Origin of the sequence: Ciceribacter azotifigens (assembly GCF_048159625.1) — a bacterium.
GTDB lineage: Bacteria > Pseudomonadota > Alphaproteobacteria > Rhizobiales > Rhizobiaceae > Allorhizobium > Allorhizobium azotifigens.
Window position 1 is genome coordinate 76,776 of record NZ_JBLQTA010000011.1, and the last position, 12,984, is coordinate 89,759.

Here is a 12,984-nt window from a genome sequence, read left to right on the forward strand (position 1 = left end):
CATGCGGAATGAAAGTGAAGGTTTTTGGATCGGTGCTCAGGCATTCTGTTCCTTGAGGCGGTAATGTGAAGAATTTTCCAACGGCGGCCGCAGAGAGCGGATCGAAGGGGAAGCATGTGACGGGCGAGACCGCGGCGCGGGACGCGCAGTTGCATACGGCCGCGCTCGACGCGGCGTCCGAGGCCCTTTCTGCCGCAATCATGGTCTACGACCGCAATGACGAACTGATCTATGCCAGCCGTCAGCTTGCAGGCTATGTGCCTGTCGCTTCGCATTTTTTCTCTCCCGGCACGAGGCTTCGCGAATTCCTGGGCGCTGCCTATGACGCCGGCATGCCTTGCTGCACCCCGGCGGACGGCACGGCGATCGGCAGCCGCGACGAATGGATCGCCGAGAGCATTGCCGCTCACTGGCGAGAACGGCTGGACTACCAGACGCGCGACAGACAGCGCGGCTGGACGAAGGTGTCGATGCGTCGTCTCTCCTCCGGTCACGGCCTCTGTGTCATCACCGACATATCCGAGCAGAAGAAGCGGGAGGAGCAGTGGCACGCGGATCTCGAGCGTGTGCAACTCACCGAGGAAATTCTCGACAACCTGCCTCATCCAGTCTTCGTCCAGGATCGCAACCTGACGCTCGTTGCGGTCAACAAGGCATTCTGTGCGCTCTTCGGTGCGGGGACGGACGTCCTGCTCGGCAATTCGCTGAACAGCCTTTTCGATGCGGCCCTCGCGGCAAGCCTCGGGAACACCGCCCGCCATGTCCTGGAAACCGGCGCGCCGTCCCTCTTATCGATGACGGTTCCGCAGCCGTCCGGACAGGTCGTGCTCGCCGTGCGCAGCCGGCGCGTCGGCAAGCCGGGTCGCTATTTCGTCGTTACCAGCCTCGATCATCCCGCGGACATGACGCTCGCCGCCGAACGGACGTCGGCAGTCACGCTCGGACCGGAACAACTGGCAGCAGGCAATGAGAATGCCGCCGACGGCCCGGCCAGCCCCCTCGACCTCTCGGGACGCCGCGTCCTGGTGGTGACCGCCGACAGCCGCTTCGCCGAAACCGGGCTTAAAGTGCTGGCGGACCTCCGCCTCGATGCGTGTTCCGTGCAGGACGCGGGTGAGGAGGACGCCTTTCTCAATGTCGCGAAAACGGCGGGAGTGGCGATCGATCTCGTCGTCGTGGATGCCGATATGGACGTGCGGTGCCTCGAACTCGCGCGCCAGTACGGCATCGACGCCCTGGCGATCGACCGCTTCCAGATTTCCGGTGAACTCGCAGCTCTTGTGGCCGAACATCTGAGTCGCAGTCCGTCCGTCGAAGAGGACGACTGGGAGATCACCACCGGCGATGCCGTGCCGATGGGAAGCGATCCGCTGGTGCTGGTCGCCGAGGACAATGCAGTCAACCAGATCGTGTTTGCCCAGATACTCGAGGGGCTCGGCTTTCGCTTTGTGATCGCGTCGGACGGAGAGGAGGCAGTCCGCCTCTGGCAGGAACTCGAGCCGCAGATCGTGCTGATGGACGTCACCCTGCCGGGGATTTCGGGATACGACGCCTGCCGGCGCATCCGCGATCTCGGCCGATCGTCCGGCCGCACGACGCCGGTGATCGGCATCCTCGCCCATGCCTTCGAACGCGACCGCGAAGACTGCCTCTCGGCGGGGATGGACGATATCCTGCACAAGCCCCTGAGCTCCGAAGCTCTCGAGGCGGTCTTCCAGCGCTTCATTCCCGGCTACATCGCGTTTTCGCCGGCCTGACTTGACGTGAGGCCCCCAAAACTTGGGGTGGGTAAAGCGGCCAAGATCGCGAAAATGCTATTATTTTTTTAATAATTCGCCCACATCCTGATGGTCGTAACAAGAGGTTCTCAGGATATCGTCGATGCCGCCGGCCGATCCGACATTGCCGCAGGTAAGCCAGAACGAGCTTCAGGCGATGGCCTACACCGACCAGCTCACCGGGCTCGGTAACCGCTATCGCCTGCGCGACAAGGTGCGGATGCTCGCGGCCGAACGTGCCGACGACCCCGCGCCCTTTACCGTCGCTCTCGTCAACCTGGACGGCTTCAAGCCGATCAACGATCTGTTCGGAACGGCGGCCGGCGACGAGATCCTCTGCCAGGCGGCCCATCGTCTGAAAGCCTGCATTCCCGACGGTGCGGCCGTCACCCGGCATGACGGCGACGAGTTCGCGGTCGTGCTCCCGCTGATTTTCGAGCGGGTCTCGGCGGAGCGGGTGGGCCAGATGATAAAGGACGTGCTGTCGGCGCCCTACGATCTCGGCGACCGCAATGTCAGGCTTTCGGCCTCCCTCGGTTTTGCCATCTATCCCTTCGCCGGTGCCGATTTCGAGGAACTGATGAAGAGCGCGGAAACGGCGCTCTATCGTTCCAAGCGGCGGGGCCGCGGCCAGATTACCGTCTATTCGAGCGAGATCGCCCAGGAGATGCGGCGCTCCACCCAACTCGAACAGGCGCTCCGCAACGCGATCATTTCCGACAATGTCGATGTCCATTTCCAGCCGATCGTCAACCTTGCCGACGGCCGGGTGAAGGGCTTCGAAGCGCTCGCGCGCTGGATCGACCCCGATCTCGGTTTCGTCTCGCCTGCGGTCTTCGTGCCGCTCGCCGAAGAGCGCGGCTTTATCGACATGCTTTCCGAGACGCTGCTGCGCAAGGCCGCGGAGGCGACGCTCGCCTGGCCGCGCGACCTCTTCCTCTCCTTCAACCTGTCTTCTGCACAGCTGATGGACCCGCGCACGACCTACAATACGCTTTCGATCCTCAACAGTGTCGGTTTCGATCCGCGTCGGCTGGAACTCGAGATCACCGAGACGGCCGTGATGACATCGGCCGATACGGCTGCACGCATCATCAACGAGCTGCGGGAACTCGGCATCCGCATATCGCTCGATGATTTCGGCACCGGACAGTCGAGCCTCGGGCGGCTTCGGGATTTCACGTTCGACAAGGTGAAGATCGACAGGGCCTTCGTGTCCGCGATCATGACGGACCGCACCTCCGAGCACATCATCAAGGCAATCGTCACCATGTGCGAAGGTCTGGACCTGACGGTCGTGGCGGAGGGTATCGAGACGGTCGCCGAGGCGAAGAAGCTGCGCGATCTCGGCTGCGGCATGGGCCAGGGCTATTACTTCGGCAAGCCGATGGATCAGGCCGCGACCTTGCGCTACCTCCACGATCACCATCATGAGTTCGCGATGCTCGACCGCGAGCGGCTCGGAGCAACGGCGCCCAGCGTCACCCCCGAGGCCTGATCTCGCCCGCGGACACGACGAAGGGCGGCGTTGCCGCCGCCCCCCATTCGAACCAGCCATTCGAACCAGTCACGTCACTCGTTCCGGGATCAGTTGTTGTCCGTCGACGAGGTGGTGGTGCTGTCCGTCGGTGTCATCGTGCTGTCGCTCGCCGACTTCTGGTCGTCGAGGGACTGGAATTCCGGCGCCGCCTTCAGGGCTTCCGCCGTTTCCATCGTCGTCAGCTTGACGTCGTTCGAGTCAGCTTCGTGGGTGATGGTGATCTTGTCCATCGGCACGGCGACATCCTTCTCGCCGATCCCGAGGAAGCCGCCGACACCGACCACGGCAGCGACGATGCCGCCCTTTTCTTCGATAATGAGGTCGTTGATGTCACCGATGCTCTCGTTCTCGGCGTTGTAGATCGGCTGGCCGATGAACTCGTTGGCGCTGACCTGCGTTTCGGTCTGCTGGGTCAGGTATTCACCGGTTACACCGGTATTGGCGGCGCTGGTGTCCGGCGCCGGCATCGTTTTGGTCGACGGCTCTGTGGTTGCACCCGGATCAGCCGGAGTCTGCATGCCCGGCGATGCGGGAGCGGCCGGCGTGGTCGCATCCTGCGCGAAGGCGAGAGGTGCCATTGCCGAAGAACCCAGCAGCAGTGCCGCGGCCGCAATGTTCAGGGACTTCTTCATGTCGAACCTACCTTTCTCACTGTTGGACTGTGACGCGACCCCGGGGTCGGTGTCGCGCCGGTTCGAGTGAAAAATGCATAGGGGAAACAATCGTTCCCGAAAAAGGCGGCAGGATTTCTTTTGCTCGCCAGGGAACAAAAGGCGCCCGCGAGAGTGTGCAGGCGCCCTTTCTGTACGCTCAGAGACGGAAGAGCGGTTCGTGGCGTCCGGCGACCGTGATGCCCAGATCGAAGGTCGTTCCCGAAAGCGGATCCTCGGCGCGGCCGGCTGCGTCCAGTCCCTCGTGGCAGGAGGTGACGAGCAGGCGATCTGCCGCCTTCCCGAAGAACGCGGGGCAGGTGACGCGGCGGGTCGGCATTTCGTAACGCGCGAGATGCGTGCCGTCCGGGGCGTAGCGATCGACGCAGGCACCGTCCCACCGGGCATTCCATATCGTGCCTTCGCTGTCGCAGACCGAACCGTCAAAGACGCCCCGCATCGACGTGCCGTCGACCAGCACGCTCGCCGGCCCGACCGGCAGGCCGGTTGCCGGGTCGAGAGGGATACGCATCAGGTGGTTCACCTTCGAGTCGGTGTAGTAGCCGATCGCGCCGTCCGGCGAGAAGCAGATGGCGTTCGGTATGCCGATCCTGTCGATGATTCGCGTCACCGTCGTGCCGGCGATGTGATAGATCGCGCCGGCCTCCGGCTCGGCCTTCTTGCTCATCGTGCCGATCCAGAGTGCACCGGAGGGATGCACGCGACCGTCGTTAGAGCGGTTCCCGGATTTTTCCGGCTCCAGTTCCGCGTGGCGCGTCAGTGTGCCCGTGGCGACGTCGCGAAGAAAGAGCCCTTCGTCGGAGGCGATCAGTTGCCGCCTGTCATCGATGAGCGCAAGCACGCTGCCCATGAAGGGAAGCACGTGGGAGCGGCGTTCGCCGGTCTCCGGGTCGTATTCCCAGAGCCGCTTTCCGAGAATGTCGAACCACCATCCACGCCCGTGCAGGAAGTCCCAGACGGGACCTTCGCCCAGCTCGTGGCACTCGTCGCAGAGGACTTTGCCCTGGAAAGGATGGGTGTCGGTCACGTTGCTGTTCCTCCCTGGTTGCTGTTGCATGATCGCTTGGACGGCATGCGGCGTTTGTTAGCTTCTAAAATGGTTTGCTGCAAAAATTGATCGCCGCGCTGGACGGGCGATGTCTTCTGCGCTTATTGTGCACACGGGGGACAGTCAATCGACATCGCAGTGCCTGCCGCGGGAACTGTCCTGCCGTCCGCCATATCGTAGTCGTTCAATCTGCATGGCTTTAGAAGGTGTGTAAGGATGGCCGCGGGGACAGACGCGGTTCCCAAGGCAAATTATTGATAAGCGTCAATATGTTCGGCACTGGGGTGCAGAACCTGGAGTTTCGTGGGGGAGCTCTGAACTCGGATTTTGCCGCGTTGTGGGGGTGAGGATCGGCTTCCGGCCGGGTCCTCTTTCATGCTCGAAGAAAACGAATGATGACGACATTGGAATCCGTTGCGGGACCGGAAAGGGTTGCCGGCTTTGTCAGTGAGCTGACGGGCTTCAAGGCTCAGTTCGATCTCTTCCGTTTCATGCGGCGCCTCACCGAGAGCTACGGTGCGCGGGCCTTCATGGTCATGAACATGCCTGGGGCGACATCGCTCGACATCGCCAACAACTCGATCATCACCAACTGGCCAGCCGATCTGATCAACGAATATGACCAGGTTCCGCTTCTCGCGACGAGCCCGATCATGCGGCGGTTGCGCAATTCGTCGGCTCCGTTCAGCTTCGACATCGACAGCGTCGTGCGCGAACGTGACGCCCGCACGACCGGCATCGCGAAATCGCTCTTCGAACGCTTCCGGATGATCCGAGGTGCCTATTTCCCGGTGCATGACGCGCATGGCGTGCGGGGTGCTGTTTCCTTTCTGGGCGACCGCGCGCCATTTTCCTTCCAGGAGATGATGGAGCTCGCCTATCTCGCCGTCCACGTCTTCAACCGGCTGACCGAGATCAAGGATCTCGACAGCCGCGCGACCGGTGCGCTGACCGACCGCGAGATCGACTGCCTGAACTGGACGGCGGCCGGAAAAACCAGCGTCGAGATCGCCGAAATCCTCAATCTCTCGGAACACACGATCAACCATTACCTGAACCGGGCGACGAAGAAGCTCGACACCGTGAACCGCACGCAGGCTGTCGCGAGGGCGCTCCGGCTCGGCCTGATCAAGTAGCCGTCTCACCCGTGCCGGTAAATTGTGCAGGGCACAATCGTCTGGCCGAAATTTTGGGCGCCGTACGCCAGTCTCCGGCGCACGCTTCGGTCGCTTTGCCTGAACGCCCGCGATTCCGGCCTTCTTTCTCGATCTGGCACGCCATATGCATCGAAGCGACAGGTCCAGAGGGGACTGAAAAAGGCGTCCGGCAAGAGGCGTCTTTGAAAGGCGAAAGCCGCCGGTTCGTGGAAGCAGCGCCGAAGAAGAGCGCGCCGATCGTTCCGGCGGCTTTTCCATGTCGACGGGGATGGAATTCCCTCGCCGAACGTGCCCGCGAGCCGCGTCCCTGCGTCGCGGTTTTACCTGTTTCGCGCAGTTTGCGGTTGGCGACGGGCAATCGCTCGACTATCTACGGAGAAGTAAAGTTAAAGCGAGGCAGGCATGGCTGGGTTCACGCGCGAACAGGTTCTTGAAACGCTGAAGTCGGTCCGCGGACCGGGTTTCGATCGCAACATCGTCGATCTCGGCATGGTGTCGGACATCTTCATTTCCGACGGAAAGGTCTACTTCTCGATCACGGTCCCGGCCGACCGCGCCCAGGAACTGGAGCCGTTGCGCCTCGCCGCCGAGAGAGCCGTGAAGGCGATGCCGGGTGTCAAGGGTGCGCTGGTCAGCCTCACGGCCGAGCGCAAGGCCGGCTCGGCGCCTTCGGCGCCCCCGCAGGGCGCGGGCCACACCCATCATGCGGCCGGACAGGCACAGCCGCAGCGTCCCGCCAAGGCCGGCATTCCCGGCATCAAGGCGATCGTCGCGGTCGCCTCCGGCAAGGGCGGCGTCGGCAAGTCTACGACTGCCGTCAATCTCGCGCTCGCGCTCAAGGCAAATGGCCTTTCCGTCGGCATCCTTGATGCCGACGTCTACGGTCCGTCGATGCCGCGGCTGCTCGGCATCACGGGCAAGCCGAAGCAGATCGACGGCCGGATGATCGTGCCGATGGAGAATTACGGCCTGAAGGCGATGTCGATGGGCTTTCTCGTCGACGAAGGAACGGCGATGATCTGGCGCGGCCCGATGGTCCAGTCGGCGTTGATGCAGATGCTGCGCGAAGTCGCCTGGGGCGATCTCGACGTCCTCGTCGTCGACATGCCGCCGGGCACAGGCGACGCCCAGCTGACCATGGCCCAGCAGGTGCCGCTTTCCGGCGCCGTGATCGTCTCGACGCCGCAGGACCTCGCGCTCATCGATGCCCGCAAGGGTCTCAACATGTTCAACAAGGTCGAGGTGCCGGTGCTCGGGATCGTGGAGAACATGAGCTATTTCATCGCGCCCGATACCGGCGTCCGCTACGACATCTTCGGTCATGGCGGCGCGAAGGCGGAGGCGGAAAAGATAGGCGTGCCGTTCCTCGGCGAAGTGCCGCTCACGATCGAGATCCGCGAGACGTCGGATGCCGGCACGCCGGTCGTCGTATCCCACCCCGACGGGCCGCAGGCGAAGGTCTATCGTGATATCGCCGAGAAGGTCTGGCAGCAGGTCGGCGCGCGCGCCGGGCGACAGGCACCGGCGATCGTCTTCGAATAGGAAGCCGCACAGGCTCCGGTGCGCGCGTCAGCCGAAGGCTGCCGCCGCCCCGGGGGGAGAAAGGGCGGCGGCAGGGTGCCAAGACCGCTTACTTCTCAATCGCGATCTTGCGCTCCTTGGGAGCTGAGCCGGGTTTCTTCGGCATGGTCACCGTCAGGACGCCCTTGTCGAACTTGGCGCTCACCGCTGCCTCGTCCACGCTGGCGGGCAGGCTCATCGAACGCTGGAAGCTGCCGTAGCGCCGTTCGACCAGGCGGTAGTTGTCCTTCTCGTCTTTCTTTTCGAACTTCTTTTCGCCCTTGAGCGTCAGGACGCCGTTCTGAATGGAGACATCGACATCGCTCTCGGAGATGCCCGGCAGTTCCGCCGTCAGCGTGATCGCCGTGTCGTTCTCCGCAACGTCGATCGACGGCGCCATGAAGCCTTCGGTCTTGTCGCCTCCCTTCAGGAGACCGCCGCGACCGAAGAAACCGTCGAACACCTTGTCCATTTCCTTGCGGAACTCGGCGAAGGGATTGTCTGACCAGAGGCTTGGAAGAGAACCAGAAGACTTATCGTTCATTGCATCCTCCTTTGGGCTTTTCGTCCACAGAAAGAATACTACGGATCGTGCTTCAGCGATCCTTGATTTAGATCAAGCTTGAATAACGGCGAAAGTGTCGAGCGGGCGGGCCCTGCCGCCGCTTCGCTCTTCGAACGCGGACCGGACAGCACCTGTTCCGCAGCGCGGTGGGACAAGAATATGGCTCTTGCCATCCATGGGCCAGTTGTGATTGTCTCCGCCGTCGGAGCGGCCGGACCCTCCGGAGCTGAAAGGCGTCTCGATTGATCAGAGCGTGCCGCAACCGCGGAGATGCGGAAATTATCCTGCCGGGCGATCCGCCGCAGAGTCTCGACCCCGACATTCTCTGGCTCGATCTGGTCAGTCCCGACCGCGAGGAGGAGTTGCTGGTCGAGGGACTGCTCGGCATTCCTTTGCCGACGCGGGACGAGCTGAAGGACATCGAACCGTCCAGCCGGCTCTACGTGGAGGAAGGCGGCGTTTACATGACGGCGTCGCTGGTGTGGAAGGTCGAAACGGGCCTCCCGGAACTGACGGACGTAGCCTTCATCCTGACCGGCAACCGGTTGGTGACGATCCGCTACGCCGAGCCCAAGTCCTTTGCGCTGTTCACCGCCGCCCTGCATCGCACGGGGGTCAATTACCGCACCGGCGCCGAGCTCATGGCACGTCTCCTGGAGACGGTCGCCGACCGGACGGCCGAGATCCTCGAAGTCACCGTCGCCCGCATCGATGCCCTTGCGGCGGACGTCTTCGTCGACCAGAAAACCGCGAGACGCCGGCCGCCGCGCTATCTCGAGGACAAGCTGATCGACATCGCCGGACACCAGCGCCTCGTCGGCAAGACCCGCGACAGCCTCGTCTCGCTTTCGCGACTCGTCTCGTTCTTCCGGGCGCTTCCCTTGATCCGCCATGACCAGGAGGCGGGCGAACTCCTGCGCATCGTCAGCCGCGACGTCCAGTCGCTTTCCGAGCACGCGGCCTTCGTGTCGAACAACATCACCTTCATGCTCGATGCATCGCTCGGGCTCATCAATGTCGAACAGAACGCCATCATCAAGATCTTCTCGATCGCCTCGGTCGTCTTCCTCCCGCCGACCCTGGTCGCATCCGTCTACGGGATGAACTTTCAATTCATGCCCGAATTGGGCTGGAACTACGGCTACGCCCTCGCACTTATGCTGATGCTGTTGTCGGCCGTCATTCCGTTCCTGTTTTTCCGCTGGAAAGGCTGGCTCTGAAGAGCCTGTGTCACTCATGCCTGATACCCATTCGGCTCAGCCTGCTACGGGCAAGGATTTGCGTCGCCTCCTCGGTCTTGCGCTCGGTTCCGTCGGCGTCGTCTACGGCGACCTCGGCACCAGCCCGCTCTATGCGTTCCGCGAGGCGCTGAAGCCCGTCGGCCACGACGGGATCACGCGGGTCGAGATCATCGGAATCATCTCTTTGATGATCTGGGCGCTGACGATCATCGTCACGCTGAAATACGTGCTGTTCCTCCTGCGGGCCGACAACGACGGCGAAGGCGGCACGCTGTCGCTGCTGGCGCTGCTAATGAAGCATGCCGGCCGTCATTCGACCGTGCTGATGTTCCTGGGGCTGATCGGTGCCGCGCTCTTCCTCGGCGACGCGATGATCACGCCGGCGCTTTCGGTTCTCTCCGCCGTCGAAGGCCTGAAGCTCGCCGTGCCGCAATCGGAGGATTACATCGTTCTCATCTCCGTCGGCATCCTGTTCGGTCTCTTCACCGTTCAGTCTCGCGGGACAGGCGTCGTGGCGAAATTCTTCGGACCGATCACGGCGCTCTGGTTCGTCGCCATGGCGCTCGGCGGACTTCTGCACATCTCCGACGACCTCGGCATCTTCTCCGCCTTCAACCCCTGGCACGCCGTCAGCTTTCTCTGGCGGGAGCAGTTCCTGGGGGTCGTCGTGCTGGGTGCAGTGTTCCTGACGGTCACGGGGGCGGAAGCGCTTTATGCCGACCTCGGCCATTTCGGCCGCCAGCCGATCCAGCTCGCCTGGTTCGTGCTCGTCTTCCCGTCGCTGGTGCTCAACTATCTGGGGCAGGGGGCGCTGGTGCTCAAGCATCCGGAGACGGCCTCGGATCCCTTCTTCCTCATGTTCCCCGGCTGGGCGCTGTTACCGATGGTCATCCTGGCGACGGCTGCGACCATCATCGCCAGCCAGGCGGTAATCACCGGCGCCTTCTCGCTGGTGCGGCAGGCGATCCACCTCGGCTTCCTGCCGCGGATGCAGATCCTCTTCACCTCGGAGACCCACACCGGCCAGATCTACCTGCCGTCCGTCAACGCCCTGCTTCTGATCGGCGTGCTCGGTCTCGTCCTGCTCTTCGAAAGCTCCGAGGCGCTCGCCACCGCCTACGGCATCTCCGTGACCGGCGCGATGGTCGTGACGACGATCATGGCCTTCGAATTCGTCCGCATCCGCTGGAACTGGTCGCGGGTGGTCGCCACCATCGTCCTGCTGCCGCTGCTCTGCCTGGAACTGGTCTTCCTCGGCGCCAACATGTTCAAGATCCACGACGGCGGCTATGTGCCGGTGCTGTTTGCGGCAGGCTTCACCGTCGTCATGTGGACCTGGCGGCGCGGCACCGCGATCCTGTTTGCCAAGACCCGCCACAGCGACGTCCCGCTGCTGCCCTTCGTCGCCTCGCTCGAGAAGAGCGAGCATCCGCCCGTCGGCGTCGCCGGCACCGCGGTCTTCCTGACGAGCGACCCCGAGACCGCGCCGGCCGCGCTGCTGCACAACCTGAAGCACAACCATGTGCTGCACGAGCGCAACATCATCCTGACGATCAAGACGGTGAGCCGCCCGCGGGCGGGCGAGGCCGAGCGCTTCCTTGTCGAGCCGATTTCCGACCGGTTCTCGCGTGTCGAGATCCGCTTCGGCTTCATGGAAACCCAGAACGTCTCGAAGGCGCTGGCGAGCCTGCGGCGCGGCGGGCTGAAGTTCGACATCATGTCGACCTCCTTCTATCTCGGTCGCCGCAAGCTGGTGCCGGATGCCAAATCGGGGATGCCCTACTGGCAGGACCGGCTCTACATCGCGCTCGCCAATATCGCCGCCGACCCTTCGGACTATTTCCGCCTGCCGGCGAACCGCGTGGTCGAACTCGGCGCCCACGTCATCATCTGAGCCCAAGACCGCACATCTTGCCGGGTGCGGGATGCGAAAGCCCGGTTTTGCCGGGGTTCCGCACCTTTGTCGCACGCGCAAGGCCCGGCCATTAACCGATCATCAAGGTTAACATGAGAGGTTTCTCTAATGTAACCGATGTCGCGTATGGAGTTCCGGTCTTGCGTGCCACAAGCCAGAGTCGCCACAAATCCGCTTCCCGCTTCGAAAAATGGAAATCGCCCGCCGTTCTGGGTTTCGTCGCCTGGCTGGTCTTTCCCTCCGTCGCCGCGAGGGCAGACATTGCGGGGCTCATCGCCGGAACCGATTTCGGCGGCAGCCAGTGGCGCATGGTGCTGACGGCCTCTCCGGCGGGGTCGGTCCACCAGGCGGAACTGCGCTTCGGCGAGACGTCGCAGGTCGCGGCGATCGCGTCCGACGCGGGCATCCTGCTCCCCGACGGACGCAAGATCGCGCTGGACGGCGGGACAAAGGCGACGGAGGAACTTCCCGACGAGGCGCGCGTGACCCGTGGCCTGAAGAAGGGCCGCATCGTCGCTGTCGAGCCGATGCTGCCGCCGAAAGCCTTCACGGCAGGCTCCATTCTCCAGCGCACGAGTTTCCTGTTTTCGCCGAAGGACACCCCGGGAGACCTCACGGCATTCGCCCGCACCAAGCCGAAGAAGGTCGATCTCGCGAGCTTCTACTTCAAGAAGGAACCGAAGACCGATCCGGCGGTCCCGTCGATGCTTGCGGGCCTCGTCACCAACCGCAACGCCGACGTGCTCGCGACCGCCTATGCGCCGGTCGAGCCGGACTTCGCTCGCGTCTCGCCTTTCGATGCCATTTTGACGGACAAGCAGGAGGCGGGGCGCTTCCGGCCGGAGATCGGCCCGGACGATCATGCCTGGGCCGCATCGGTGCTGCCGCCCTTCGTCTTCTCGGCGCGCGAACAGCAGTGCCTCGCCTCCGGCATCTACTTCGAGGCGCGCGGCGAGTCGGTGAAGGGGCAGGCGGCGGTCGCCCAGGTGATCCTGAACCGCGTGCGCAATCCGGCCTATCCCGATACCATCTGCGGCGTCGTCTACCAGAACGAGGACTGGCGCAACCGCTGCCAGTTTTCGTTCGCCTGCGACAATATCCGCGACCGGGTGAACTCCAAGTACCACTGGAAGGTCGCGCGCGAGGTTGCCATGGCCGTCACCGCCGGCAAGATCTGGCTGCCGGAGGTAGGATCCGCCACCCACTATCACGCCCTTTACGTCCGTCCGGCCTGGGCGAAGACGATGAAGAAGGTCGGCCGCATCGGTCTCCACGTCTTCTACCGTACCTACGGCGGCGGGTGGAGCTGAGGCCCCGAAGACGCAGCCGCTTTGTGTCCGCCCGGTGCGATTCCCGGGCGGATTGGTGGGCGGATTCGTCGCGTTCAACTTAAGTCTATGATTTTCCGACGTTAATTTGTGGTGAAACAAGCGCAGTCAGTGCCTTGACTATGCGAACACCTAAAATTATGGTGCGCCCGACTTCAAAACGGGTCGGAAGGGTATAAAT

General features: G+C 63.2%; 10 protein-coding genes. 7 read left to right on the forward strand and 3 right to left on the reverse strand.

Going from position 1 to position 12,984, the window contains the following annotated elements; genetic code table 11:
• Nucleotides 1-65 precede the first annotated feature (65 nt).
• Both ACM6UT_RS15960 and ACM6UT_RS15965 read left to right on the forward strand, forming a co-directional pair.
• Nucleotides 66-1,757: a response regulator gene (locus tag ACM6UT_RS15960; protein ID WP_416798330.1), complete on the forward strand. Its 1,692-nt coding sequence runs from the start codon at nt 66-68 to the stop codon at nt 1,755-1,757.
• A 124-nt stretch (nt 1,758-1,881) separates the two neighbouring features.
• Entirely contained in the window at nt 1,882-3,276 is a 1,395-nt protein-coding gene (locus ACM6UT_RS15965) for a putative bifunctional diguanylate cyclase/phosphodiesterase (RefSeq protein WP_416798331.1), read from the forward strand.
• Between the two features lie 89 nt (nt 3,277-3,365).
• On the opposite strand, the gene ACM6UT_RS15970 is transcribed toward ACM6UT_RS15965, so the two are convergent.
• Nucleotides 3,366-3,950: a PRC-barrel domain-containing protein gene (locus ACM6UT_RS15970; RefSeq protein ID WP_416798332.1), complete on the reverse strand. Its 585-nt coding sequence runs from the start codon at nt 3,948-3,950 to the stop codon at nt 3,366-3,368.
• 178 nt (nt 3,951-4,128) lie between these two features.
• A complete protein-coding gene (locus ACM6UT_RS15975) occupies nt 4,129-5,016 on the reverse strand; it encodes an SMP-30/gluconolactonase/LRE family protein (RefSeq protein ID WP_416798333.1) in 888 nt (295 codons plus the stop codon).
• Nucleotides 5,017-5,429: 413 nt separating this feature from the next.
• Here ACM6UT_RS15975 and ACM6UT_RS15980 point away from each other — a divergent pair, with 413 nt between their 5' ends.
• Together ACM6UT_RS15980 and apbC are read left to right on the forward strand one after the other, a co-directional pair.
• Nucleotides 5,430-6,173 (forward strand): LuxR family transcriptional regulator, encoded by a 744-nt coding sequence (locus tag ACM6UT_RS15980; RefSeq protein ID WP_416798334.1) that lies wholly within the window; start codon nt 5,430-5,432, stop codon nt 6,171-6,173.
• A gap of 423 nt (nt 6,174-6,596) precedes the next feature.
• On the forward strand, nt 6,597-7,736 hold the full coding sequence (gene apbC / locus ACM6UT_RS15985; RefSeq protein ID WP_416798335.1) for an iron-sulfur cluster carrier protein ApbC: 1,140 nt from the start codon (nt 6,597-6,599) through the stop codon (nt 7,734-7,736).
• 88 nt (nt 7,737-7,824) lie between these two features.
• Here the strand turns inward: apbC and ACM6UT_RS15990 are convergent, their stop codons facing one another.
• Nucleotides 7,825-8,298: an Hsp20/alpha crystallin family protein gene (locus tag ACM6UT_RS15990; protein ID WP_416798336.1), complete on the reverse strand. Its 474-nt coding sequence runs from the start codon at nt 8,296-8,298 to the stop codon at nt 7,825-7,827.
• A 266-nt stretch (nt 8,299-8,564) separates the two neighbouring features.
• Here ACM6UT_RS15990 and ACM6UT_RS15995 point away from each other — a divergent pair, with 266 nt between their 5' ends.
• From ACM6UT_RS15995 to ACM6UT_RS16005, 3 genes are all read left to right on the forward strand, one after another.
• The gene (locus tag ACM6UT_RS15995) at nt 8,565-9,539 is read left to right on the forward strand and encodes a magnesium transporter CorA family protein (RefSeq protein WP_416798404.1); all 975 of its coding nucleotides are present in this window, start codon (nt 8,565-8,567) and stop codon (nt 9,537-9,539) included.
• A 16-nt stretch (nt 9,540-9,555) separates the two neighbouring features.
• A complete protein-coding gene (locus tag ACM6UT_RS16000; RefSeq protein ID WP_416798337.1) occupies nt 9,556-11,454 on the forward strand; it encodes a potassium transporter Kup in 1,899 nt (632 codons plus the stop codon).
• Nucleotides 11,455-11,615: 161 nt separating this feature from the next.
• On the forward strand, nt 11,616-12,785 hold the full coding sequence (locus ACM6UT_RS16005; protein ID WP_416798338.1) for a cell wall hydrolase: 1,170 nt from the start codon (nt 11,616-11,618) through the stop codon (nt 12,783-12,785).
• The last annotated feature ends 199 nt before the right edge of the window (nt 12,786-12,984 follow it).

Coding starts and splice junctions, on each gene's coding strand:
- ACM6UT_RS15970 (WP_416798332.1), bottom strand. CDS start 3,950: ATGAAGAAGTCCCTGAACATTGCGGCCGCGGCACTGCTGCTGGGTTCT.
- ACM6UT_RS15980 (WP_416798334.1), top strand. CDS start 5,430: ATGATGACGACATTGGAATCCGTTGCGGGACCGGAAAGGGTTGCCGGC.
- ACM6UT_RS15990 (WP_416798336.1), bottom strand. CDS start 8,298: ATGAACGATAAGTCTTCTGGTTCTCTTCCAAGCCTCTGGTCAGACAAT.
- ACM6UT_RS15965 (WP_416798331.1), top strand. CDS start 1,882: ATGCCGCCGGCCGATCCGACATTGCCGCAGGTAAGCCAGAACGAGCTT.
- ACM6UT_RS16000 (WP_416798337.1), top strand. CDS start 9,556: ATGCCTGATACCCATTCGGCTCAGCCTGCTACGGGCAAGGATTTGCGT.
- apbC (WP_416798335.1), top strand. CDS start 6,597: ATGGCTGGGTTCACGCGCGAACAGGTTCTTGAAACGCTGAAGTCGGTC.